Here is a 24,509-nt window from a genome sequence, read left to right as displayed (position 1 = left end):
GATGCGATCTTAAGTTCTCACCAGGTTGTGGATAACTTATTCCACAGTGACCGATTTCGCCAGATTTCGCGGCTGATCGACGTCGGTGCCTTTCAGTACGGCAACGTAGTAAGACAGCAGCTGCAGCGGAATGGTGTAGAGGATTGGCGAAAGGATGTCGTGGATGTGCGGCATGTGTACGACGTGGGTGCCTTCACCGTTGGTCATGCCGGCCTTCTCGTCGGCGAAGACGATCAGCTCACCACCGCGGGCGCGCACTTCCTGGAGATTGGATTTGAGCTTTTCCAGCAGCTCGTTGTTCGGCGCCACGGTAACCACTGGCATGTCGTTATCCACAAGCGCCAGAGGACCATGCTTGAGCTCACCGGCCGGATAGGCTTCGGCGTGGATGTAGGAGATTTCCTTGAGCTTGAGCGCACCTTCCATGGCGACAGGGAATTGTGCACCGCGGCCCAGGAACAAGGTGTGATTCTTCTCGGCGAGCAGCTCGGCGACTTTCTCGACGGTGCTGTCCATCGCCAGGGCTTCGCCCAGGCGGGCTGGCAGACGACGCAACTCTTCGACCAGAGTGGCTTCGACGCCATCGGCCAACGTGCCGCGAACCTGGCCCAGGGACAGGGTCAGCAACAACAGGCCGACCAGTTGAGTGGTGAACGCTTTGGTGGAAGCCACGCCAATCTCACGGCCGGCCTGGGTCAGCAGGGTCAGGTCGGACTCACGCACCAGCGAGCTGATGCCCACGTTGCAGATCGCCAGGCTGGCCAGGAAGCCCAGCTCCTTGGCATTACGCAGCGCCGCCAGGGTGTCGGCGGTCTCGCCGGACTGGGAGATGGTCACAAACAGGGTGTCGGGCTGTACCACCACCTTGCGATAGCGGAACTCACTGGCCACTTCGACCTGGCAAGGGATGCCGGCCAGTTCTTCCAGCCAGTAACGGGCAACCATCCCCGCGTGGTAGCTGGTGCCGCAGGCGACGATCTGCACGTTGCGCACTTTGGCGAACAACTCGGCAGCCTGTGGACCGAAAGCCTGTACCAGCACCTGATTCTGGCTCAGTCGACCTTCGAGGGTGCGTTGCACGACCGCTGGCTGCTCGTGGATTTCCTTAAGCATGAAGTGGCGGAACTCGCCTTTGTCGGCGGCTTCGGCACCATCGCGGTATTGCACGGATTCGCGCTCGACGCTCTGGCCGTTGACGTCCCAGATCTGCACGCTGTCGCGACGAATCTCGGCGATATCGCCTTCTTCAAGGTACATGAAGCGGTCCGTGACCTGACGCAGGGCCAACTGGTCCGAAGCCAGGAAGTTCTCACCCATGCCGAGGCCGATCACCAGCGGGCTGCCACTGCGCGCGGCAACCAGGCGATCCGGTTGATCAGCGCTGATGACGGCCAGGCCGTAGGCACCGTGCAATTCTTTAACGGTAGCCTTGAGCGCCACGGTCAGGTCAGCCAGGTCCTTGAGCTTGTGGTTCAGCAAGTGGGCAATGACTTCGGTATCGGTGTCCGAAGTGAACACGTAACCCAGGGCCTTGAGTTGATGACGAAGGGCTTCGTGGTTTTCGATGATGCCGTTGTGCACCACCGCCAGGTCGCCGGAGAAATGCGGGTGAGCATTGCGTTCGCACGGCGCGCCATGGGTCGCCCAGCGGGTGTGGGCGATGCCCAGACGCCCCAACAGTGGTTCTTCGGTCAGGGCCAGTTCCAGCTCGCTGACTTTGCCTGGACGGCGCATGCGCTCAAGCTTTTCGTCGTTGGTGTACACCGCTACACCGGCGCTGTCGTAGCCGCGGTATTCAAGACGCTTGAGGCCTTCGAGCAGGATCGGGGTGATGTTACGTTCTGCGACTGCGCCGACAATTCCACACATGCTATTTCTCCTGACTGACAGCTGCGCAGATCAGGGTGATCCCGCGCGCCTGAATCTGATCGCGTGCCTCAAGCGGCAGGCGATCATCGGTAATTAGGGTATGGACGCTGCTCCAGGGCAGCTCCAGGTTGGGTATCTTGCGACCTATCTTGTCGGACTCGACCATCACCACCACTTCCCGGGCGACTTCAGCCATGACGCGGCTCAGGCCCAGCAGTTCGTTGAAGGTGGTCGTACCACGAACCAGGTCGATGCCATCGGCACCAATGAACAGTTGGTCAAAGTCGTAAGAGCGCAGTACCTGCTCGGCGACCTGGCCCTGGAAGGATTCGGAATGCGGATCCCAGGTTCCACCGGTCATCAACAGCACCGGTTCGTGTTCCAGTTCGTTTAAAGCACTGGCGACATGCAACGAGTTGGTCATCACGACCAGACCCGGTTGTTGTCCGAGTTCCGGGATCATTGCCGCAGTGGTGCTGCCACTGTCGATGATGATTCGCGCATGCTCGCGAATCCGCGAGACGGCGGCGCGGGCGACGGCCTGCTTGTATTTGGAAACCGGCAGGCCAATGTCGGCCACCAGTTCCTGAGGCATGGTGATTGCTCCACCGTAACGGCGCAGCAGGAGACCATTGCTTTCAAGCGCGGCAAGATCCTTGCGAATCGTAACTTCCGAGGTTTCGAAACGCTTGGCCAATTCGTCCACACTCACTTCACCCTGCACGTTGAGCAAGGCGAGTATGTTGTGACGGCGTTGGGGGGTATTGCGCTTCGACATGACTTGGTAAGTTTCGATTCGAAAGATAACGAAAGCAATCAAAACCTATTACTGAAACTTCGTCAAGCGGTGGCGAGAAAAAGTTCTGTGGATAACCGCGTTGGAGCTGCCGCAGGCTGCGATCTTTTGCCGTTGACTTTTCAAGATCAAAAGATCGCAGCTTTCGGCAGCTCCTACGAGGTATTGTGGATAACTTACGGTTTCTTTATTTTTTCCGGGCGCTTCCACCCGTCGATGTTCTTCTGGCGTGCACGACCTACGGCCAACTGCGCGTTATCCACATTCTGCGTAATGGTCGAACCGGCAGCCGTCGTTGCGCCGTTAGAGATATCCACAGGCGCCACCAACGAATTGTTGGAACCAATGAACACGTCCTCGCCCAATACGGTTTTCCACTTGTTGGCGCCGTCATAGTTACAAGTGATGGTGCCAGCGCCAATGTTGGTACGCGCACCGACCTCGGCATCGCCCAGGTAGGTCAGATGACCGGCCTTCGCGCCTTCACCCAGGTGGGCGTTCTTGAGTTCGACAAAGTTACCCACATGCGCCCGCGCTTCGAGCACGCTACCTGGACGCAGGCGAGCGAACGGGCCGGCATCGCTGCCCTCACCCATGATCGCGCCGTCGATATGACTATTGGCTTTGATCACCACCCCCTTACGCAGGGTGCTGTCCTTGATCACGCAATTCGGACCAATCACCACGTCGTCTTCGATAACGACTTTGCCTTCCAGAATCACGTTGATGTCGATCAGTACGTCGCGGCCAACCGTGACGTCGCCGCGTACATCAAAACGCGCCGGGTCGCGCAGTGTTACGCCTTGAGCCATCAGGCGCAGCCCCGCGCGCAACTGATAGTGGCGCTCCAGCTCGGAGAGCTGCTTGCGATCGTTGGCGCCCTGCACTTCCATGGCGTCGTGCGCCTGCTCGGTTGCCACCACCAGGCCATCGCCGACTGCCATGGCGATCACGTCGGTGAGGTAGTACTCGCCTTGTGCGTTGTTGTTGGAGAGCCGGCTCATCCAGCCACTCAGCTGGGCAAACGGCATGGCCAGGATGCCGGTGTTGCCTTCGGTGATGGCGCGCTGGGTTTCGTCGGCGTCTTTCTGCTCGACGATGGCGGTCACCTGCCCTTGGGCATCACGCACGATACGGCCATAACCGGTCGGGTCGTCCAGCTCCACGGTCAGCAGCCCCAACTGCTGCGGGGCTACTTTCTTGAGCAGGCGCTGCAGGGTTTCAACTTCGATCAACGGCACGTCGCCGTACAGGATCAGCACGGTGTCGGATTCGATGAACGGCACCGCCTGGGCAACGGCATGTCCAGTACCCAGCTGTTTGTCCTGCAGGACAAAATTCAGGTCATCCGCCGCCAGCCGCTCACGTACAGCGTCTGCGCCGTGACCAATGACCACGTGGATGCGCTGTGGATCAAGTTGGCGCGCGGTGTGGATAACATGGCCAAGCATCGAGTTGCCGGCGATCGGGTGCAGCACCTTGGGCAACGACGAACGCATGCGCGTGCCTTGGCCTGCAGCGAGGATAACGATTTCTAGAGACATGACTGGCTACCAATCCTGGGTGGTCAGCGGCTGCGACCAGGTGATGAATATCGGAAAAGAAAAAAGGGTAGCCGAGGCTACCCTTTTTAATCAATCGCACAACAAGTGGCAGGCCTGTTAGTGGCCAAACTTCTTGCGGATCTGCTGGACGGTGCGCAGCTGAGCTGCAGCCTCGGCCAGACGTGCAGCGGCAGAACCGTAATCGAATTCAGCGCCACGTTCATGCAGGGCCTTCTCGGCAGCCTTGACGGCTTCCTGAGCGGAGGCTTCGTCCAGGTCGGCAGCACGTTGCACAGTGTCGGCAAGAACCTTGACCATGTTCGGCTGAACCTCGAGGAAACCACCAGAGATGTAATACACCTCCTCTTCCCCGCCTTGCTTGACCAGGCGGATCGGGCCCGGCTTGAGATTAGTGATCAGCGGCGCGTGACCCAGGGCGATACCAAGATCACCGAGTGCACCGTGCGCAATTACCATCTCGACCAGGCCGGAAAAGATTTCCCCTTCCGCGCTGACGATATCGCAATGGACTGTCATAGCCATCTGATTGCCTCAACCTAAATTAGCGCCCGTTGCCGGGCGCCGGGATTACAGTTTCTTGGCTTTCTCGATCGCTTCTTCGATGCCGCCGACCATGTAGAACGCTTGTTCTGGCAGGTGGTCGTAGTCACCGTTGAGGATGCCTTTGAAGCCAGCAATGGTGTCTTTCAGGGAAACGTATTTACCCGAAGCACCGGTGAAGACTTCAGCCACGAAGAACGGCTGCGACAAGAAACGCTGGATCTTACGAGCGCGGTTTACCAACTGCTTGTCGGTTTCCGACAGCTCGTCCATACCCAGGATCGCAATGATGTCCTTCAGTTCTTTGTAACGCTGCAGAACGTACTGAACGCCGCGAGCGGTGTCGTAGTGGTCCTGGCCGATCACGTTCGGATCCAGCTGGCGCGAAGTCGAGTCGAGTGGATCGACCGCTGGGTAGATACCCAGGGAAGCGATGTCACGGGACAGAACGACGGTGGCGTCCAAGTGGGCGAAAGTGGTCGCTGGCGACGGGTCAGTCAAGTCATCCGCAGGTACGTATACCGCTTGGATGGAGGTGATCGAACCGTTTTTGGTCGAAGTGATACGCTCTTGCAGAGTACCCATCTCTTCGGCCAGGGTCGGCTGGTAACCTACTGCGGAAGGCATACGGCCCAGCAGTGCGGATACTTCAGTACCGGCCAGGGTGTAACGATAGATGTTGTCGACGAACAACAGAACGTCGTTACCTTCGTCACGGAACTTCTCGGCCATGGTCAGGCCGGTCAGTGCTACGCGCAGACGGTTACCCGGCGGCTCGTTCATCTGACCGTAAACCAGTGCCACTTTGTCCAGAACGTTGGAATCCTTCATCTCGTGGTAGAAGTCGTTACCCTCACGAGTACGCTCACCCACACCGGCGAACACGGAATAACCGCTGTGCTCGATGGCGATGTTACGGATCAGTTCCATCATGTTTACGGTTTTGCCTACACCGGCACCACCGAACAGACCAACTTTACCACCCTTGGCGAACGGGCAAACCAGGTCGATAACCTTGATGCCGGTTTCCAGCAGGTCGTTGCCGCCAGCTTGTTCAGCGAAGGTTGGCGCAGGACGGTGAATGCCCCAGCGCTCTTCGGTGTCGATCGGGCCAGCTTCGTCGATCGGGTTGCCCAGAACGTCCATGATCCGGCCCAGGGTCGCTTTACCAACCGGTACGGAGATGGCAGCGCCAGAGTCGGTGACTTCCAGACCGCGCTTCAAGCCCTCGGTGGAACCCATCGCAATGGTACGTACCACGCCGTCGCCCAGCTGCTGCTGAACTTCCAGGGTGGTGCCGGCTTCGCTTTTTACACTCAAAGCGTTGTAGATGCTCGGTACGCTGTCGCGTGGAAATTCCACGTCGATAACGGCGCCGATGATTTGAACGATACGTCCGCTACTCATAGCTGGATCCTCTGAATATTTGAACCGTTAAACCGCGGCAGCGCCGCCGACGATTTCCGAGATCTCTTGGGTGATCGCAGCCTGACGCGCCTTGTTGTAGACCAGCTGCAAATCGCTGATCAAATCACCGGCGTTGTCGGTAGCGTTCTTCATCGCGATCATCCGCGCAGCTTGTTCAGCCGCGTTGTTCTCGACCACCGCCTGGTAGACCTGCGACTCCACGTAACGGACCATCAAGCCATCAAGCAGCTCTTTGGCGTCCGGTTCGTACAGATAATCCCAGTGGTGCTTGAGTTCCTGTTCCGGCGTTGCCACCAGAGGAATCAATTGCTCCACGGTAGGCTGTTGCGTCATGGTGTTGATGAACTTGTTGGACACCACGGACAGGCGGTCAATACGGCCGTCCAGGTAGGCATCCAGCATCACCTTGACGCTGCCGATCAGGTCATTGATCGACGGCTCTTCACCCAGGTGGCTGATAGCTGCTACGACGTTACCGCCGAAGTTGCGGAAGAAAGCCGCACCCTTGCTACCAACAACACACAGATCGATCTCGACGCCGTTTTCGCGGTTTACCGCCATGTCCTTGACCAGAGCCTTGAACAGGTTGGTGTTCAAGCCACCACACAGACCACGGTCGCTGCTCACCACAACATAACCAACGCGCTTTACTTCACGGTCGATCATGAACGGGTGGCGATATTCCGGGTTGGCGTTGGCCAGATGGCCAATAACCTGGCGGATGCGCTCCGCGTAAGGACGGCTAGCAGCCATGCGCATTTGTGCCTTGCGCATTTTACTGACCGCCACTTTTTCCATGGCGCTGGTAATCTTTTGCGTGCTTTTGATGCTCGCAATCTTACTGCGAATCTCTTTTGCGCCTGCCATGTAACACCTATCAGGTTAGCAAGCGGGAGCCTCGCGGCTCCCGCTGCGGCTTACCAGGTTTGGGTGGCCTTGAACTTCTCGATACCGGCTTTCATGCCAGCGTCGATTTCGTCATTGAAGTCACCCTTCACGTTGATCTTCGCCATCAAATCGGCGTGATCGCGGTTGAAGAAAGCAATCAGCGCTTGTTCGAAGCTGCCGATCTTGGCGATTTCAACGTCAGTCAGGAACCCACGCTCAGCGGCATACAGCGACAGCGCCATGTCAGCGATCGACATTGGTGCGTATTGCTTCTGCTTCATCAGCTCGGTAACGCGCTGACCATGCTCAAGTTGCTTACGGGTCGCTTCGTCCAGGTCAGAAGCGAACTGGGCGAATGCCGCCAGTTCACGGTACTGAGCCAGAGCGGTACGGATACCACCGGAGAGCTTCTTGATGATCTTGGTCTGAGCGGCACCACCCACACGGGATACCGAAACACCGGCGTTCACAGCAGGACGGATCCCGGAGTTGAACATGGCCGATTCCAGGAAGATCTGACCGTCGGTGATGGAAATCACGTTGGTCGGAACGAACGCGGAAACGTCGCCAGCCTGGGTTTCGATGATCGGCAGTGCGGTCAGGGAACCGGTTTTGCCGGTCACTGCGCCGTTGGTGAACTTCTCTACGTATTCTTCCGAAACGCGGGATGCGCGCTCCAGCAGACGGGAGTGGAGATAGAACACGTCGCCTGGGTAAGCTTCACGGCCTGGTGGACGGCGCAGCAGCAGGGAAATCTGGCGGTAAGCCACTGCTTGCTTGGACAGATCGTCATAAACGATCAGCGCGTCTTCACCGCGGTCGCGGAAGAATTCACCCATGGTGCAACCGGAATACGGAGCCAGGAACTGCAGTGCTGCAGATTCCGAAGCGCTCGCGGCAACGACGATGGTGTTAGCCAGTGCGCCGTTTTCTTCCAGCTTGCGAACCACGTTGGCGATGGTCGACTGCTTCTGACCGATCGCTACGTAGACGCAGAAAATACCGCTGTTTTTCTGGTTGATGATCGCGTCGATCGCCAGAGCGGTTTTACCGATCTGACGGTCACCGATGATCAGCTCACGCTGGCCACGGCCGACAGGGATCATGGCATCGACAGCCTTGTAGCCAGTCTGTACAGGCTGGTCTACCGACTTACGCCAGATCACGCCTGGAGCAACTTTCTCGACCGCGTCGGTCTCGGTGTTGCCCAGTGGACCTTTGCCGTCAACAGGGTTACCCAGTGCGTCGACTACGCGACCCAGCAGTTCCTTACCAACCGGAACTTCGAGGATGCGGCCAGTGCACTTGGCGCTCATGCCTTCAGCCAGAGACTGGTAGGAGCCCAAAACTACGGCACCTACGGAGTCCTGCTCCAGGTTGAGAGCCATACCGAAGACGCCGCCCGGAAACTCGATCATCTCGCCGTACATTACGTCGGCCAGACCGTGAATCCGCACGATACCGTCAGATACGCTGACGACAGTGCCTTCGTTACGGGCTTGGGAGGTCACATCGAGCTTGTCGATGCGGCCCTTGATAATTTCACTTATTTCGGAAGGATTGAGTTGCTGCATTGCTCTGCTGCCCCTTCAAACTCAAGATTTCAATGCTTCGGCTAGGCTCGCGAGTTTGCCGCGAACCGAGCCATCGATAACCAGGTCGCCGGCGCGGATGACAATGCCCCCAATAAGGGATTTGTCTTCCTCGACTTGCAGGCGCACTTCCCGGTTGAGTCGTGCACTGAGAACCTTGGCGAGTTTGTCTTGCTGTTCTTGGTTCAATGCAAAAGCACTGGTCACTTCAACGTCTACCGACTTCTCTTGTTCAGCCTTGTACAGGTCGAACAGAGCGGATATCTCCGGCAAAAGCGGGAGACGGTCGTTTTCGGCAACGACGTTGATGAAGTTCTGTGCCTTGGCATCAAACTTGTCGCCGCACACGTCAATAAACGTGGCGGCCTTGTCTGCGCTCGTCAGTCGCGGGGCCTTGAGCACGCGCTGCATGGTGTCGTCTTGCGACACTGCTGCAGCCAGGCCGAGCATGGCTGACCAAGAGGCCAGTTGCTGGTGGGCCTGGGCGTGCTCGAAGGCTGCCTTAGCGTAAGGTCGGGCCAACGTGGTCAATTCTGCCATGATCGCCCTCGCTTAAATTTCAGCAGCCAGTTTGTTTACCAGCTCCGCGTGCGCGTTTTGATCGATTGTGGCACCCAGGATCTTCTCGGCGCCGCCGACAGCCAGAGCACCCAGTTGGGCACGCAGAGCGTCTTTGACACTGTTCAGTTCCTGTTCGATCTCGGCCTGAGCCTGAACCTTCACACGGTCAGCGTCGATACGGGCTTTTTCAACAGCCTCTTCAACAATCTGGTTACCGCGTTTCTTGGCTTGCTCAATGATTTCGGCTGCCTGAGCTTTCGCTTCGCGCAGTTGCTGACCCGCTTTATCTTGGGCCAGCTCCAGGTCGCGAGCTGCTCGGGCGGCAGCGTCCAGTCCATCCGCGATCTTCTTCTGACGTTCGTGCAAAGCCGCGATGACCGGAGGCCACACGAACTTCATGCAAAACAGTACAAAAATGAAGAACGCAACGGACTGGCCAATCAGGGTTGCATTAATGTTCACGCCAACACCTCGCTCGTTCGTTGCACATCACACCAATTACTCGAAGGCGAGTAATTAGCCAGCGAGTTGACCAACGAATGGGTTCGCGAAAGTGAAGAACAGAGCGATACCAACACCGATCATGGTTACGGCGTCGAGCAGACCGGCAACGATGAACATTTTAACTTGCAGCATTGGAACCATCTCTGGCTGACGCGCTGCGCCTTCCAGGAACTTGCCACCCAACAGGCCGAAACCAATTGCGGTACCCAGTGCGCCCAGGCCGATCAACAGTGCAACAGCGATAGCGGTTAGACCAACTACAGTTTCCATCTTTCCTCCCGACTTTTACGTCGTATGGTTTAGGTTTTTTAGATTTTAAAGCGGTAAAACAAATCGTTTCATAGCCCTGTTAGGGCACCCACCCGTTTGACCGGGTGGGACATCAGACCAGTCGAGACTGATCTTAATGGTTCTCTTCGTGCGCCATCGACAGGTAGACGATGGTCAGCATCATGAAGATAAACGCCTGCAGGGTGATGATCAGGATGTGGAACACAGCCCACGCCCACTGCAGAACTATGCCCAGGCCGCTAAGCCAGAGCAGACCGCTGCCGAACATCACAGCAATCAGAATGAAGACCAGCTCGCCGGCGTACATGTTGCCGAACAGACGCAGTGCCAGGGAGATAGGCTTGGCGATCAGCGTCACGAACTCCAGCAGGAAGTTCACCGGAATCAGCAGGGCTTGAAGAAAAATGTTCTTGCTGCCGAAAGGGTGCAGGGTCAGTTCGCCGATGAAGCCGCCGATACCCTTGACCTTGATGCTGTAGAAAATGATCAACGCGAACACCGACAGGGCCATGCCCAGGGTAGCGTTCGGGTCAGTGGTGGACACGGCACGGAACGGAATGTGCGCATCGCCAGTGATCAGGATGGCCAGCTGAGGAATCCAGTCAACCGGGATCAGGTCGACGGCGTTCATCAGGAAGACCCAGACGAAGATAGTCAGTGCCAGCGGTGCAATCACCGGGCTACGGCCATGGAAGCTGTCTTTCACGCTGCCATCGACGAATTCGACCAATACTTCAACGAAGTTCTGCAAAGCACCAGGCTGACCGGATGTCGCTTTCTTTGCCGCCATGCGGAAAAGAAGAACGAAAATCAGACCCAAAGCGACCGACCAGCCGAGAGTATCGACGTGGAAAGCCCAGAAGCCCATTTCTTTGGCCTCTGCTGCGGTGTGGGCAAAACCCCACCCGCCTGTTGGGTGCTGACCGAAGGTCAGGTTCTGCAAGTGGTGCTGGATATAGCCCGAAGCGGTTGTCTCTGCCATGGTTGCCTCAAACGCCCTAAGGTCTCGAAAGTCTTGTTCTCATCAGCAGGGGCGCGAACCAGCTGACCAGTTGGGTCAACACGAAGACGCCGAATACAGCTAGCGGCGCCAATGGCTTCACACCTGCAAACGTCAATGCAAAGAGCACTGCCGTCAAAATCAGTTTGCCCGCCTCACCGGCATAAAAAGACCGGACGATGGCTTGGGCTGCTCGGGCGCCGGAAAACCGAAATGCCCTGTGAGCGAAATAAACATTGGGCAGCAAGGCTATCAGGCCTCCGCAAAGTCCCGAGTACCCGGCAACGACTCCGTGCCATTGCCAAAGCGCCAAAGCGGCGATCAGCAAAACGACAAATTGAGCCATTAACACCGGAAAAACTGCCAGGCGATGGAACGGCAAGCGGTTTGGCGTGCGGCTTTCCATCACTTTTGCTCTCCAATGGTCGGCTGCCAGAATTCAATAACTTGGCATAATTTGTGCCGACAAAATGCGCGCAGAGTATAGGGGCGGTTCAGCCCCTATTCAACTGTCAGGTAGTGATTTCCGACTGCTCGCTACATGAGGAAATGTTTCAGCGAATGTGTGCAAGGACACCCTGGAGCTCATCCAGAGAGTTGTAGCCAATCACCAATTGGCCCTTGCCCTTCTTTCCGTGCCTGATCTGCACCGCAGAGCCCAGGCGCTCGGCCAGGCGCTGCTCCAGCCTGGCGATATCCGGGTCTGGTTTAGCCGGTTCAACAGGCTCCGGTTTGCCATTCAACCACTGCCGAACCAGTGCCTCGGTTTGGCGCACAGTCAGCCCTCGTGCGACAACATGTCGCGCCCCTTCAACCTGCTGATTTTCCGGTAAACCGAGCAACGCACGAGCGTGGCCCATTTCCAGGTCCCCATGGGACAGCATGGTCTTGATTACTTCGGGCAACGCGATCAAGCGTAGCAGGTTGGCTACGGTCACGCGGGATTTACCCACCGCTTCTGCCACCTGCTGCTGGGTCAGCTGGAATTCCTGCTGCAAACGCTGCAGGGCCACCGCCTCCTCGACAGGATTCAGGTCTTCGCGCTGGATGTTCTCGATCAGCGCCATGGCAATCGCAGTCTCGTCCGGCACGTCACGCACCATTGCGGGGATCGTTTCCTGGCCCGCCTGCTGGCTCGCACGCCAACGGCGCTCGCCGGCAATGATTTCAAAACGCCCGCCACCGATTGGACGAACCACAATCGGTTGCATCACGCCCTGGGCCTTGATGGACTGCGCCAGCTCCTCCAGCGCCTGGGGATCCATGTCCCGGCGCGGCTGATACTTGCCCCGCTGGATCAGGTCCAGCGGCAGGTGCTGCAGCTCGCGCTGATCAGCCTGGACCGCCTGCTCTTCCAGCGAACTGACGGTAGGACCGCTCAGCAGTGCATCCAGTCCACGTCCGAGACCTCGTTTCTTGACGGCCATGGGGATTCCTTAAGTTGCCTGAGCAGCGGCTGTACGTGAATTTTTGCGTTGGCGACGAACCATCTCGCCCGCCAAAGCCAGGTAGGCAATGGCGCCCCGCGATGATTTGTCGTACGCCAGCGCCGGCATGCCGTAACTCGGCGCTTCCGCCAAGCGGATGTTGCGCGGAATAACGGTGTCGTAGAGCTGATCGCCAAAATGTTCCTTGAGCTGCGCCGACACATCGTTCATCAGGCTCAGTCGCGGGTCGTACATGGTCCGCAGCAGGCCTTCGACCTTCAGGTTCGGATTGAGCAGCTCGGCGATGCGCTTGATGTTATCCACAAGGTCGCTCAGGCCTTCCAGTGCGAAATATTCGCACTGCATGGGGATAATTACCCCGTCAGCGGCAACCAAGGCGTTGAGCGTGAGCATCGACAGCGAAGGTGGGCAGTCGATCAAAATGTAATCGTAGTTCTCGCGGATTGGCGCCAGCGCGCTGCGCAGACGACTCTCCTTCATCTGCATTTCCAGCAGAACCACTTCGGCAGCAGTCAGGTCACGGTTGGCCGGCAGCAGTTGGTAACCACCGTGCTCGGAGTAGTGCATGGCCTGAGCCAGGTCACATTCACCGATCAACAGGTCGTAGACCGAGTTTTCCAGGCCGTGCTTGTCCACACCGCTACCCATGGTGGCGTTGCCCTGTGGATCGAGATCGATCAACAGCACCCGACGCTTGGTGGCGACCAGGGATGCTGCGAGGTTGATGCAGGTGGTGGTTTTACCCACACCACCTTTCTGGTTCGCAATCGCGAATACCTTAGCCATTCTTGCTTTTGTTCCCAATCATGCCGTGCGGCGCAGTATCAGCAGATGGCGTTGGCCTTGGCAACCAGGTACGGCCAGGGCGTGTTCGCTATCGAGGTGGAAGTCTGCCGGCAATGCTACCAGCTCATCGGCCGGATGAACGCCCTTCATTGCCAGCCAACGTGTGTTGCTGTCGCCAAGGTGGCGAGTCCAGTTGCTGAAGTTTTCCATGCTGCTGAAAGCCCGGGAGATGATCCCGTTGAATGGCTCGGCAGGCTGGAAAGCTTCGACGCGACTGTGGATAACTTGCAGGTTGTCCAGTTTCAGCTCGAGTTTGACCTGGGTCAGGAACCGGGTTTTCTTGCCGTTGCTGTCGAGGCAGGTCACTTGCGACTGCGGAAACAGGATGGCCAACGGGATGCCGGGCATCCCGCCGCCGCTGCCGACGTCGAGCCAGCGACCGTCTTGGACGAATGACATCACGCTCAAACTGTCGAGCAGGTGGCGGGAAACCATTTCATCCGGATCACGGACGGCGGTCAGGTTGTAGGCCTTGTTCCATTTGATCAACAGGGCCAGGTAACCCAGCAGCTGTGCGTGCTGGGTTTCGGTCAGTGTGACACCGAGCTGGCGCGCACCTGTGGATAACTCTTCGGCGTGTTGCGAGGTGACCAACGAACTCAAGCGCTTTGCTCCAACTGACGGCCCGCGCCGCGTTTTTTCAAATGAATCATCAACAGCGAAATGGCTGCCGGGGTAACGCCGGGAATACGTGACGCCTGACCCAGTGTCTCAGGACGGGTCGCACCGAGTTTGCCCTGGATCTCCTTGGAGAGACCGGAGATATTCGTGTAATCGATATCCACAGGCAATTTGGTGTCTTCGCTGGCCCGCAGACGAGCAATTTCGTCCTGTTGCCGGTCGATGTAGCCGGCGTACTTGGTCTTGATCTCGACCTGCTCGGCAACCTGTGGATCTTCTGCACCCCCACCGGTCACGGCGATCAGGCCAGCGTAGTCGATTTCCGGACGGCTCAGCAGGTTGAGCAAGTTGTATTCGTGAGTCAGCGGGGTGCCGAATTTCTCGGAAATGGCATCGCCCTGCTCGGTACCCGGGCGCACCCAGGTACTTTTCAAACGTTGTTCTTCCAGCGCAATGCTTTCGCGTTTGGTGCAGAACGCCGCCCAGCGGGCGTCATCCACCAGGCCAAGCTCGCGACCTTTTTCGGTCAGGCGCAGGTCGGCGTTGTCTTCGCGCAGGATCAGGCGGTACTCCGCACGGGAGGTAAACATCCGGTACGGTTCCTGAGTACCCAGGGTAATCAGGTCGTCGACCAATACTCCGATGTACGCCTCGTCGCGGCGCGGGCACCAGGCATCTTTGCCTTGTGCACGCAGTGCAGCATTGGCTCCGGCCAGCAAACCCTGGGCGCCGGCTTCTTCGTAACCGGTGGTGCCGTTGATTTGCCCGGCAAAAAACAGGCCGGCGATTACTTTGGTTTCCAGGCTGTACTTCAGGTCGCGGGGATCGAAATAGTCGTATTCGATCGCATAACCCGGGCGAACAATGTGCGCATTTTCCATGCCTCGGATCGACTGCACGATCTGTAATTGCACGTCGAACGGCAACGAAGTGGAAATCCCGTTGGGATACAGCTCGTTGGTGGTCAAACCTTCAGGTTCGATGAATACCTGATGGCTTTCCTTGTCGGCAAAGCGATGGATCTTGTCTTCGATCGATGGGCAATAACGCGGCCCGATGCCCTCGATCATCCCGGCAGCCGAGTACATCGGCGATCGATCAAGGTTGGCGGCAATGATTTCGTGGGTGCGGGCGTTGGTATGGGTAATCCAGCAGCTCACCTGCCGCGGGTGCTGCTCTTTGGAGCCCATGAACGACATCACCGGAATCGGGGTATCGCCGGCTTGCTCGGTCATCATCGAAAAATCGACTGAGCGGCTGTCGATGCGCGGCGGCGTTCCGGTTTTCAGGCGTCCCACCCGCAGCGGCAGCTCGCGCAGACGTTGAGCCAGGGCGATTGAGGGCGGATCACCGGCACGACCACCGGAAAAATTCTGCATCCCGATGTGGATAAGTCCACCCAGGAAGGTGCCGGTTGTCAGTACCACCGAATCTGCCAGAAAGCGCAGGCCCATTTGGGTAACGACACCACGCACCTGATCCTGCTCGACGATAACGTCATCGGCCGCTTGTTGAAATATCCACAGGTTCGGCTGGTTTTCCAGGATTTCGCGGACAGCTGCCTTGTACAGAACCCGATCGGCTTGAGCGCGAGTTGCACGCACGGCCGGGCCTTTGCGGCTGTTCAACACGCGAAACTGAATTCCGCCTTTGTCAGTAGCCATGGCCATCGCGCCGCCCAGGGCGTCGATTTCCTTGACCAGGTGACTTTTGCCAATGCCGCCAATAGCGGGATTGCAGCTCATGGCACCGAGGGTTTCCACGTTATGCGTCAGCAACAGGGTTTTTGCCCCCATACGTGCTGAGGCCAGTGCTGCCTCGGTACCGGCATGACCGCCGCCGATGACGATCACTTCAAAACGGGAAGGGAAATCCACCACGCACCTCGTGCCTGCTTTCAGTTGGGTAATCAGGAATGGTTTGAGCTCAGGTTTCTGGACCTGGTCGACAAGTATAGGGACTTCGCCGTTCCTAAAGAACCCTTTGCACAAAATTTAACCAGCTGTGGAGAAGTCAGGGTTATAGAAATTAAAAAGAGAGAAATTTATTAAATCTTTGTTTTTATGTTTATTTTTACTGAGGCACCTTTCTGTGGATAGATCCCTACAGGCCTTTATATTCAATATGTACAGAGATTCAAAACCCTGTGTTCATGTGCCAATGAGTCCTTGGGATAACCGCTTTAAGCCTGTGGATTAAAGTGGTGGTTATCCACAGGTGCGGTTATGTTCAGTTTTCGAGCCCTGTTATCAACTGCCCTTAGTGGCAGTTATTCACAGGGCTTAATCCGAAGTTTTTTGAAGTTTCCTGGAAATGACGGCAAAAAAACTCCCCCCAGACACCTTCCCGTCGGGCGCGAGCGATTGAAAAAAGTAAATTTGAAGGAGGAGCTTTGCGTGGTGAGCGCTATTGTGGGACGGCGCAGTGGAAGTTAATAATAGGCATTATCATTAACCAGCCTGATGCCCTTATGTCCCTACCCACCCATACGGCAGCCGTTCAGCACATCTACGAGCAGCACCATTCCTGGTTGTATGGATGGCTCAAGGGCAAGCTGCATGATGCGTGCGATGCTGCGGATGTCGCACATGACACCTTTGTGCGCATCCTGGGCTCACGTAATGCCATGCACATTCGCGAACCCCGTGACTATCTGGCAACGGTAGCCAGAGGGTTGGTGATTGACCGTTATCGTCGACGCGCTATCGAGGTGGCCTACCTGGAAACATTGGCAGCCAGGTCCGAAATTACGGTCATCAGTGAGGAGGACAAGGCGCTCATTATCGAAACCCTGATAGCTGTGGATAAAGCCCTGGCCAGCCTGGGTACGCGCACGCAGCGAATCTTTATGCTGTCGCAGATCGAGGGGCTGACTTATCAACAGATTGCAGCAGAGCTCAAGGTGTCGCTGACAACAGTGAAGAAACACATGGTCCGTGCTCTTACCGAATGTTCCTTGATCATGGCAGGGTTGTGATGGCGATGGCGCCGGATCGTCAAGTGTTCGAAGCGGCTGCTGGCTGGTACGTGCAGTTCCAGGCCGAACCGCCTACGCCAGCACAGCAACAAGCCTGGCAGCACTGGGTAGACAGCAATCCAGCGCACCTCGCCGCGTGGAACCAGATGGAGCAAATGCAAAGGCACTTGGGGGCAATGCCCAGGGATCTGGCTAGACGCGCCCTGACTCATGGCCAAAATCGTCGGCAGATGCTCAAACTCTTGCTGATAGTCGCCGGCACCGGCTATGTCGGTTGGAACGCCCAGAAATACACGACGCTGGGTAACGTCTGGGCGGATTATTCAACCACCGTGGGTCAACGCCGGAAAATCGAGCTGGCCGATGGTACTCAGTTGCACCTGAACACCCAGACCGCGGTGGATGTGCTGTTCGATGATCAGCAACGGTTGATTCGATTGCGCTCCGGGGAAATTCTTTTAAGCACTGGCAAGCTTGGCGACCAACGGCCCTTCATCGTCGAAACCCGCGATGGTCGGATACAGGCGTTGGGTACACGTTTTTCGCTGCAGCAATTTTCAGGCTCGACACGTGTTGGTGTACTGGAGGACCGGGTGAACGTGCAACCAACCAGTGCTTCCACTGGTTCGCGAATACTCCAAGCAGGAGAAGGCATTGATTTGCGCAGTGACCGCTTAGGCGCCATTCACCCTTATCGGTCATCGCAAGCAGCCTGGATCAACGGCCAGCTCATCGTATTGGATACCCCGCTGGGTGAGGTGCTGGGGGAACTGGCTCGATATCGGTCGGGAGTTATCCACTGTGATGAGGGGGCTGCGAAGTTGCGGGTATCCGGGACTTTTCGACTGGACGCTACCGACGCTGTGCTGGCCAATCTGCAAGCCTCCTTGCCTATTAGTGTGCGCTATTTCACTCGTTACTGGGTGTCGGTCGGTCACGCTGGCTGAGCCTGGAGAAAAATAGGTAGCGACAGGGTTATCTTTTTTTATCCTGACACGGCCCTACAGGTAATCGCGACTCACGCGGCTCTTCGCCACCTTCAGGGCTCATCCACTCATGCGTCTTCCTAAGTTCCGCAAGCGTTTTTCCCACCACTGCCTCGCCTACGGTTTATTGATAGCCACTGCTGCAGGTTGCCTGCTGACACACAACGCAATGGCAGCCAGTTCTTCGCAACGCTTTACCATTGACGCGGGACCACTGGATGGAGCGCTGAGTCAGTTGGCGGCGGCGGCCAATGTGATCCTGTCGTTCTCGCCGCAGCAGACCGCTCGGTTGCGAACCGGGGGGGTGGCAGGTAACTACTCGATCGATGAGGGTTTTCAGTTATTACTCGAAGGCTCTGGGTTGCAGGCGGTGCCGAGTGCTCCCGGCAGCTACATACTCCAGCCAGTACCAGAGAATGGACCCCTGGTCCTGGGCGCCACCAATATCAATGCCTCGCAACCTGGTCAAATGAGCCTCGACTACTCGGCAGACGTTGGCTACAACGCAAAAAATAGTCGAGTCGGGACCAAGACCAGCACACCGCTGTCTGAAACCCCGCGCTCGGTGTCGGTGGTCACCAGTCAGCGGATCAGGGATCAAAAATCCCAGACCCTTACCGATGTGCTGGGTTACGTACCCGGCATTTTTGCGCCGCCCTTTGCCGCGGGCGATAGCCTCGCCGGCGACCTGTTTTTCATCCGTGGTTTTAACGCTACCGACTATGGATATGGTCTGTTGCGAGATAGCTTGCGGGTGCAAGGCAATCGGTACGACACCAGCACCGAACCGTACGGGCTGGAGCGAGTAGAGATTTTTGCGGTCCTTCCTCATTGCTCTATGGCGAAAACGCCCCTGGTGGCCTGGTCAACATCGTGAGCAAACGCCCAACTGCCTCCCCCCAGGGCGAGGTGCAACTGAGCTACGGTTCCAACCATCGTCGCCAATTGGGTGTCGACGTGGCCGGTGCGCTCAATGACAGCGGCAACATTCTCGGCCGGATGGTGATGCTGGGACGCAATGCCGACACCCAAACTGATCACGTGCCGGATGATCGGATCTACATCGCCCCCTCCTTGACCCTCAACTTCGATGACTACAACACCTTGACCCTGCTGGCCAACTACCAGAAGGATCACACCAACATGGAGCTCGGTCTGCCTGCTGCAGGTACCTTACTCAACAATCCCAATGGCAAGTTATCCAAGCACACCATGCTCGGCGACCCGGACTGGAACACCTTCGAAAGGGAAACGTGGAGCACCGGATATGAATTTACCCACAGCGTCAATGACGACTGGCAGTTCCGGCAGAACTCGCGCTACATGCAGTCCAGGATCACCCGTCACGAAACCTGGCCCGGCAATCTGAATAATGCAGGCTTTGGTACCCGCCTGAACGTGACTGCCTATGACCGCTTCAACAAGTCGATGGTGTATTCGCTGGATAATCAGCTGGAAGGCAAGTTCGAGGTGGGCGGCCTGGAAAACACCGTGCTGTTTGGCGGCAGCTTTGATCGCACTTCCTTCAATCAGGAATGGAATGCAGGCTTCGTCGGGCCAATCGACATATATAACCCGGTTTACCTGCGCGATCCGTTGACCCCCATCGCGGTGCAGAACACCTTGCTGGAACAGCAAATGCAAGGTGCCTATGCGCAGATCCAGAGCAAGTACGATCACTGGCTTTTCTTGTTGGGAGGTCGTCAGGACTGGGTGGACAGCGATTTCCGCGACAAAGTAGCTTCGGCCAGCAATATCGGTTCTGAGGACAGGAAGTTCACCTACCAGGGCGGCGTGATGTACCAGTTCGACAACGGCCTGACGCCGTACGTCAGCTATTCCACTGCGTTTGTGCCCGTGCAGCAGATTTCCAACTCGGGTGCGCCGTTGGACCCGATCACCAGCAGCCAGTATGAAGTGGGTCTGAAATACGAACCCATCGGCTGGGACACGGCATTCACCGCCTCGGTGTATGACTTGCGCAAGAAAGACGATACGTACTTTGACGCAACTACTTCCACCTATCGCCAAGTGGGTGAAAGCCGTGCCAAAGGCGTGGAGCTGGAACTCAACAGCAGCCTGACGCCAAATCTGAACGTGACGGCCGCCTACACCTACACCGATGCACGCATCACCAAGGACTCCGCCACCTCGCTGGTCAAGGATCACCAGATGACGGGGGTTCCGCGGAATCAGGCGTCGGTTTGGGCCAAGTATCGCTTCCTCGAAGGCAGCCTCAAGGGACTGTATGCAGGTGGCGGTGTGCGGTACTTCGACAGCGCGTTCGCCTACACGGCGCCGTCCCTGTACGGAAAGCTGGATGCGGGTGATGTCACCCTGGTGGATGCGGCCGTGGGCTATCAGATCGACCGCAACTGGACGGTCGACGTGAATGCAAAGAACGTCTTCGACAAGGAGTATGTGGCTGGGTGTAATGATGCGGGGCGGTGCTATTGGGGCGAAAGCCGAACCTTACTGGGCTCGGTTTCCTATAACTGGTAAGTAACAGTCAGAAAAAGGGCTGTGGATAACGTATCCCCAGCCCTTTTTTTACTTGCCGATACAAAAACTCGAAAATATCCGCCCCAGTAAATCATCGGAGCTGAACGCACCGGTGATTTCTCCCAGGGAATGCTGCGCCTGTCGCAGATCCTCGGCCAGCAACTCCCCGGCACCTGCCAGTGTCAGTTGCGCTCGGCCGTGCTCGAGGGATGCGCTGGCATGGCGCAACGCCTCAAGGTGGCGTCGACGGGCACTGAAGCTACTTTCAGAGGTTTGCTCGTAGCCCATGCACGCCTTGAGGTGATCTCGCAGCAGTTCCAGGCCGGCGCCGGCGGACTTTGCACTCAGGTTGATAGTGACATGGCCATCCTCGCTGACTTCCAGTGCAATGGCTTCGCCTGTCAGGTCAGCCTTGTTGCGGATCAATGTGACCTTGGCCGGGTCCGGGCGCACTTCGAGGAATTCGGGCCATAAGGCAAACGGATCAAGCGCTTCCGGTGCGGTGGCATCGACTACCAGCAGCACCCGATCCGCTTCGCTAATGGCCTTCAAGGCCCTTTCCACCCCAATCTTTTCCACATGATCATCGGTATCCCGCAGACCGGCCGTATCGACTACATGCAGCGGCATGCCATCGATGTGGATATGTTCGCGAAGAATGTCCCGGGTAGTACCGGCAATCTCGGTGACGATCGCAGCCTCGCGACCCGCCAGGGCATTTAGCAGGCTGGATTTACCAGCATTCGGTCGACCGGCGATGACTACGGTCATACCGTCGCGCAGCAAGGCACCCTGCCCGGCTTCACGCAGTACTGTGGATAACTCGTCTCGCACTTTGTCGAGCATGCTCAGGACATGGCCATCGGCGAGGAAGTCGATTTCCTCCTCCGGGAAGTCGATGGCCGCTTCAACGTAGATCCGCAGGCCAATCAACTGCTCGGTAAGGTTATGCACCCGCTGGGAAAAAGCTCCCTGCAGAGAACGCAGCGCATTTCGCGCGGCCTGTGCGGAACTGGCTTCGATCAGGTCAGCGATAGCTTCGGCCTGGGCCAGATCGAGTTTGTCGTTGAGAAATGCCCGTTCGCTGAACTCGCCCGGGCGAGCCAGACGACACCCCAGTTCCAGGCAGCGCTTGAGCAACATGTCCAGGACGACCGGGCCGCCGTGGCCCTGAAGTTCCAGTACATCCTCGCCGGTGAACGAATTCGGGCCCGGGAAATACAGGGCCAGCCCCTGGTCCAGCACCTCTTCGTTGCCGTCGAGGAAAGGTCCGTAGTGGGCATATCGGGGTTTCAGTTCGCGGCCGCTGAAGGCTTTGGCAGCAACACTGGCCAGTGGCCCCGAAATGCGCACGATGCCCACGCCACCGCGACCTTGTGCAGTTGCGACAGCGGCGATGGTTTCACGAGGAACGCTCATAAACCGATATCCAGACAAAAATGACAGATAGCAAAACGCCCCACTAGGGGGCGTTCTGAGTGGTTATCCACAGTGTAAATCAGGCAGCTGCTTTAGTAGCCGCTTCGACTTTACGCGTGATGTACCACTGTTGGGCGATGGACAGGCAGTTGTTGACTACCCAATACAGCACCAGACCAGCCGGGAACCACAGGAAGAAGAAGGTGAAGATGATTGGCATCAGCTTCATCACCTTGGCCTGCATCGGATCCGGTGGAGTCGGGTTCAACTGCTGCTGGATGAACATGGTTGCGCCCATGATGATCGGCAGAATGAAGAACGGATCCTTGATGGACAGGTCAGTAATCCACAGCATGAACGGCGCCTGGCGCATTTCCACGCTTTCCAGCAGAACCCAGTACAGGGAAAGGAAAACCGGCATCTGCACGAGGATTGGCAAGCAACCACCCAGCGGATTGATCTTCTCTTTCTTGTACAGCTCCATCATGGCTTGCGACATTTTCTGCCGGTCGTCGCCATGTTGCTCTTTCAGCGCGGCCAGTTTCGGTGCCACTGCACGCATACGTGCCATGGATTTGTAGCTGGCAGCCGACAGTGGGAAGAAGATCCCCTTGATCAGCATGGTCAGGAAGATAATCGACCAACCCCAGTTACCGACCAACGCGTGGATGTGTTGCAACAGCCAGAAAATCGGCTGGGCAATGAACCACAGAATGCCGTAGTCGACGGTCAGTTCCAGGCCTGGGGACAACTCTTTCAGCACAGCCTGGCTTTTCGGACCCGCGTAGAGAACCGCACTGGTTTCAGCTTTGGCACCTGGCGCAACAGTAATTGCCGGACCGGTGAAGCCGATGATGTAGTTGCCTTTGCTGTCTTTACGGGTCTGGACGACGTTGTTTTCGCCCTTCGCCGGAATCCATGCTGTTACGAAGTAATGCTGCAACCAGGCAACCCAACCACCGCTGACGGTTTCCTTCAGCTGGGCCTTGTCCATGTCTTTCATGGACACTTTCTTGTACGGCTCGTTACTTGTCCACAGGGCAGCGCCCAGATAAGTGGCAGTACCGGTGGCCGTAGTCGAGGATGGGTCGCCGCTGGCGTCACGCTTGAGTTGGGCGAACATCGCGCCAGACCAAGGTTGAGCGCTCTCGTTGTCGATCAGGTACGAAACGGTTACGTCATACAGGCCACGTTTCACGGTGAAACGCTTGATGTAATTGACGCCGTCCTTGCTGAACTTCAGGTCCACGACCATTTGGTCCTGGCCATCAGCCAGCTGGTAAACCTTCTTCTCCGAGGAGTAAATCGGGCGACCGGCCGGGCTCGCGTCCGGACCATTGGTGCCGATCAAACCGCTTTGAGCCAGATAAGTGCGCTCATTGCCGTTGTCGAACAACTGGAACGGAATTTCCGGATGGTCCTGGCGACGTGGATACAGCGGCAGTGTCAGTTGGGCAACGTCACCACCCTGTGGATCGACTGCCAGGTCGAGCACATCCGTTTTGATGCGGATGAGGTCTTTGCTTGCCGCTACCGGAGTTTCAGCAGGAGCAGTTGCACTGGTATCGCTTGGGGCGCGCGGAATGTCGTCACTGACAGAAGCATTATTGCCAGTCGCCGTATCCGGTAGGCCCGGTGCGGTAGTACTGGAAGCAACATTCTGAGTCGGCAGGGCAGTTTGACCGTAGTCCTGGTTCCATTTAAGGACCATAACGTAGGCCACGATTGCCAGGGCGACGATCAGGATCGTGCGTTTGATATCCATGATTACTCGGCCATCGAAGAAGAACGGGAGGTAGGGATAGATGGAACCGGGTCATAACCACCGGGATTCCACGGATGACAGCGACCTAAACGACGAAAGGTCAGCCAGCCACCGCGCAGAAGGCCATGATTTTCTATGGCTTCATACGCGTAGCAGGAACAACTGGGGTAGAAGCGACAGTGACTGGCCATCAGAGGACTAATGGCATAGCGATAAAACTGGATCGGAACGAGTGCCAGTTTACGCATCGGGACTGTCTACCCCTACAGTTTCGGTTTTGACTGCTGGTACCGGCGTGCTGCGTGCCAGACGCTTCCAGAGTTTGCCGAAATGCTGAATCAATTCGGGGTTTTCTACGTCACCCAAACCTTTGCGCGCGACGATAACAATGTCCCAACCGACCAGTGATTCCTGGTGCAGACGGAACGATTCGCGCATCAGACGTTTGAGGCGATTGCGCTCGACGGAGAGCTTTACGCTCTTTTTCCCGATAACCAGCCCGAGACGGGGGTGATCGAGATCGTTATTGCGCGCAAGGAGCAGGAGATTTTTCCCCGGAACCTTGCCGGTAGGGGAGTCAAAGACTGCCTTGAAATGCCGGGGGGTAAGCAAACGCTTCTCCCGACTGAAGTCCTGACTCACCTCCAGTGCCGGATTATCAAACTGCCAGACGCGCACGACCTTTGGCGCGACGACGCGACAGGACGGCGCGACCGTTTTTGGTAGCCATGCGAGCACGGAAACCGTGGGTACGAGCGCGTTTGATAGTGCTTGGTTGGAAAGTACGTTTCATTGTCGTGTTACCTGGTTCGTCCACAACGGGCCGGAATGGCCCCCGTTTTAAGAGACCGGGGATTCTAGAGAAAGCAAGCCTCTAGGTCAATTTCCAACCAGCGTTTCCTTATAAATAG

Annotated in this window: 23 protein-coding genes and 1 pseudogene; 3 read left to right on the top strand and 21 right to left on the bottom strand. The window is 57.1% G+C overall.

Annotated elements, in window-relative coordinates; all coding sequences use genetic code 11:
* Nucleotides 1-36: 36 nt before the first annotated feature.
* The 16 genes from glmS to mnmG form a co-directional block, all read right to left on the bottom strand.
* Nucleotides 37-1,869 carry a glutamine--fructose-6-phosphate transaminase (isomerizing) gene (gene glmS, locus AAEZ05_RS14185; protein ID WP_350647805.1) on the bottom strand — a complete coding sequence of 611 codons (1,833 nt, stop codon included), beginning with the start codon at nucleotides 1,867-1,869 and terminating at the stop codon, nucleotides 37-39.
* A gap of 1 nt (nucleotide 1,870) precedes the next feature.
* Complete coding sequence (locus tag AAEZ05_RS14180) at nucleotides 1,871-2,647, bottom strand: DeoR/GlpR family DNA-binding transcription regulator (RefSeq protein ID WP_122840923.1); 777 nt, start codon at nucleotides 2,645-2,647, stop codon at nucleotides 1,871-1,873.
* Nucleotides 2,648-2,841: 194 nt separating this feature from the next.
* Complete coding sequence (gene glmU, locus AAEZ05_RS14175) at nucleotides 2,842-4,209, bottom strand: bifunctional UDP-N-acetylglucosamine diphosphorylase/glucosamine-1-phosphate N-acetyltransferase GlmU (protein WP_350647803.1); 1,368 nt, start codon at nucleotides 4,207-4,209, stop codon at nucleotides 2,842-2,844.
* 117 nt (nucleotides 4,210-4,326) lie between these two features.
* Nucleotides 4,327-4,752, bottom strand: a complete 426-nt coding sequence (locus tag AAEZ05_RS14170; RefSeq protein ID WP_007969909.1) for a F0F1 ATP synthase subunit epsilon — start codon at nucleotides 4,750-4,752, stop codon at nucleotides 4,327-4,329.
* Between the two features lie 45 nt (nucleotides 4,753-4,797).
* The gene (gene atpD, locus AAEZ05_RS14165; RefSeq protein WP_045061246.1) at nucleotides 4,798-6,177 is read right to left on the bottom strand and encodes a F0F1 ATP synthase subunit beta; all 1,380 of its coding nucleotides are present in this window, start codon (nucleotides 6,175-6,177) and stop codon (nucleotides 4,798-4,800) included.
* Nucleotides 6,178-6,204: 27 nt separating this feature from the next.
* Nucleotides 6,205-7,065 (bottom strand): F0F1 ATP synthase subunit gamma, encoded by an 861-nt coding sequence (gene atpG / locus AAEZ05_RS14160; protein WP_045061245.1) that lies wholly within the window; start codon nucleotides 7,063-7,065, stop codon nucleotides 6,205-6,207.
* 50 nt (nucleotides 7,066-7,115) lie between these two features.
* Entirely contained in the window at nucleotides 7,116-8,660 is a 1,545-nt protein-coding gene (gene atpA, locus AAEZ05_RS14155; protein WP_028620322.1) for a F0F1 ATP synthase subunit alpha, read from the bottom strand.
* A 21-nt stretch (nucleotides 8,661-8,681) separates the two neighbouring features.
* Entirely contained in the window at nucleotides 8,682-9,218 is a 537-nt protein-coding gene (locus AAEZ05_RS14150) for a F0F1 ATP synthase subunit delta (RefSeq protein WP_008027533.1), read from the bottom strand.
* A 12-nt stretch (nucleotides 9,219-9,230) separates the two neighbouring features.
* Nucleotides 9,231-9,701, bottom strand: a complete 471-nt coding sequence (locus AAEZ05_RS14145; RefSeq protein ID WP_008027535.1) for a F0F1 ATP synthase subunit B — start codon at nucleotides 9,699-9,701, stop codon at nucleotides 9,231-9,233.
* Between the two features lie 54 nt (nucleotides 9,702-9,755).
* A complete protein-coding gene (gene atpE / locus AAEZ05_RS14140; RefSeq protein WP_002555987.1) occupies nucleotides 9,756-10,013 on the bottom strand; it encodes a F0F1 ATP synthase subunit C in 258 nt (85 codons plus the stop codon).
* A 133-nt stretch (nucleotides 10,014-10,146) separates the two neighbouring features.
* Nucleotides 10,147-11,016 (bottom strand): F0F1 ATP synthase subunit A, encoded by an 870-nt coding sequence (atpB, locus tag AAEZ05_RS14135; RefSeq protein WP_045061244.1) that lies wholly within the window; start codon nucleotides 11,014-11,016, stop codon nucleotides 10,147-10,149.
* Nucleotides 11,017-11,032: 16 nt separating this feature from the next.
* Nucleotides 11,033-11,440, bottom strand: a complete 408-nt coding sequence (locus AAEZ05_RS14130; RefSeq protein WP_010465473.1) for a F0F1 ATP synthase subunit I — start codon at nucleotides 11,438-11,440, stop codon at nucleotides 11,033-11,035.
* Between the two features lie 148 nt (nucleotides 11,441-11,588).
* On the bottom strand, nucleotides 11,589-12,461 hold the full coding sequence (locus AAEZ05_RS14125; RefSeq protein ID WP_045061243.1) for a ParB/RepB/Spo0J family partition protein: 873 nt from the start codon (nucleotides 12,459-12,461) through the stop codon (nucleotides 11,589-11,591).
* Between the two features lie 9 nt (nucleotides 12,462-12,470).
* Nucleotides 12,471-13,268, bottom strand: coding sequence for a ParA family protein (locus AAEZ05_RS14120; protein ID WP_007934331.1), 798 nt, complete (start codon nucleotides 13,266-13,268; stop codon nucleotides 12,471-12,473).
* Between the two features lie 18 nt (nucleotides 13,269-13,286).
* Nucleotides 13,287-13,931: a 16S rRNA (guanine(527)-N(7))-methyltransferase RsmG gene (rsmG, locus tag AAEZ05_RS14115; protein ID WP_205891785.1), complete on the bottom strand. Its 645-nt coding sequence runs from the start codon at nucleotides 13,929-13,931 to the stop codon at nucleotides 13,287-13,289.
* Nucleotides 13,928-15,826, bottom strand: a complete 1,899-nt coding sequence (gene mnmG / locus AAEZ05_RS14110; protein WP_045061241.1) for a tRNA uridine-5-carboxymethylaminomethyl(34) synthesis enzyme MnmG — start codon at nucleotides 15,824-15,826, stop codon at nucleotides 13,928-13,930. The genes rsmG and mnmG overlap by 4 nt, the downstream gene beginning before the upstream one ends.
* A 593-nt stretch (nucleotides 15,827-16,419) precedes the next feature.
* On the opposite strand from mnmG, the gene AAEZ05_RS14105 reads away from it, so the two are divergent.
* From AAEZ05_RS14105 to AAEZ05_RS14095, 3 genes and pseudogenes are all read left to right on the top strand, one after another.
* A complete protein-coding gene (locus tag AAEZ05_RS14105) occupies nucleotides 16,420-16,926 on the top strand; it encodes a sigma-70 family RNA polymerase sigma factor (protein ID WP_045061256.1) in 507 nt (168 codons plus the stop codon).
* Nucleotides 16,926-17,873, top strand: a complete 948-nt coding sequence (locus AAEZ05_RS14100) for a FecR domain-containing protein (protein WP_045061240.1) — start codon at nucleotides 16,926-16,928, stop codon at nucleotides 17,871-17,873. The genes AAEZ05_RS14105 and AAEZ05_RS14100 overlap by 1 nt, the downstream gene beginning before the upstream one ends.
* Before the next feature lie 109 nt (nucleotides 17,874-17,982).
* Nucleotides 17,983-20,414, top strand: a pseudogene (locus AAEZ05_RS14095) (TonB-dependent siderophore receptor).
* 48 nt (nucleotides 20,415-20,462) lie between these two features.
* Here the strand turns inward: AAEZ05_RS14095 and mnmE are convergent.
* The 5 genes from mnmE to rpmH all read right to left on the bottom strand — a co-directional run bounded on the left by mnmE (nucleotide 20,463) and on the right by rpmH (nucleotide 24,391).
* A complete protein-coding gene (gene mnmE, locus AAEZ05_RS14090) occupies nucleotides 20,463-21,833 on the bottom strand; it encodes a tRNA uridine-5-carboxymethylaminomethyl(34) synthesis GTPase MnmE (RefSeq protein WP_045061238.1) in 1,371 nt (456 codons plus the stop codon).
* A gap of 79 nt (nucleotides 21,834-21,912) precedes the next feature.
* Nucleotides 21,913-23,598, bottom strand: a complete 1,686-nt coding sequence (yidC, locus tag AAEZ05_RS14085; RefSeq protein WP_045061237.1) for a membrane protein insertase YidC — start codon at nucleotides 23,596-23,598, stop codon at nucleotides 21,913-21,915.
* A 2-nt stretch (nucleotides 23,599-23,600) separates the two neighbouring features.
* Nucleotides 23,601-23,846: a membrane protein insertion efficiency factor YidD gene (yidD, locus tag AAEZ05_RS14080; RefSeq protein WP_052966011.1), complete on the bottom strand. Its 246-nt coding sequence runs from the start codon at nucleotides 23,844-23,846 to the stop codon at nucleotides 23,601-23,603.
* Nucleotides 23,839-24,240 (bottom strand): ribonuclease P protein component, encoded by a 402-nt coding sequence (gene rnpA, locus AAEZ05_RS14075; protein ID WP_045061255.1) that lies wholly within the window; start codon nucleotides 24,238-24,240, stop codon nucleotides 23,839-23,841. The genes yidD and rnpA overlap by 8 nt, the downstream gene beginning before the upstream one ends.
* Before the next feature lie 16 nt (nucleotides 24,241-24,256).
* Nucleotides 24,257-24,391, bottom strand: a complete 135-nt coding sequence (gene rpmH / locus AAEZ05_RS14070) for a 50S ribosomal protein L34 (RefSeq protein ID WP_003213577.1) — start codon at nucleotides 24,389-24,391, stop codon at nucleotides 24,257-24,259.
* Nucleotides 24,392-24,509: the final 118 nt, after the last annotated feature.

Origin of the sequence: Pseudomonas sp. HY13-MNA-CIBAN-0226, from assembly GCF_040310305.1 — a bacterium.
Taxonomy (GTDB): domain Bacteria; phylum Pseudomonadota; class Gammaproteobacteria; order Pseudomonadales; family Pseudomonadaceae; genus Aquipseudomonas; species Aquipseudomonas gregormendelii.
Note: the sequence above shows the minus strand (reverse complement) of the source record. Positions and strands in the feature narration are given on the sequence as shown.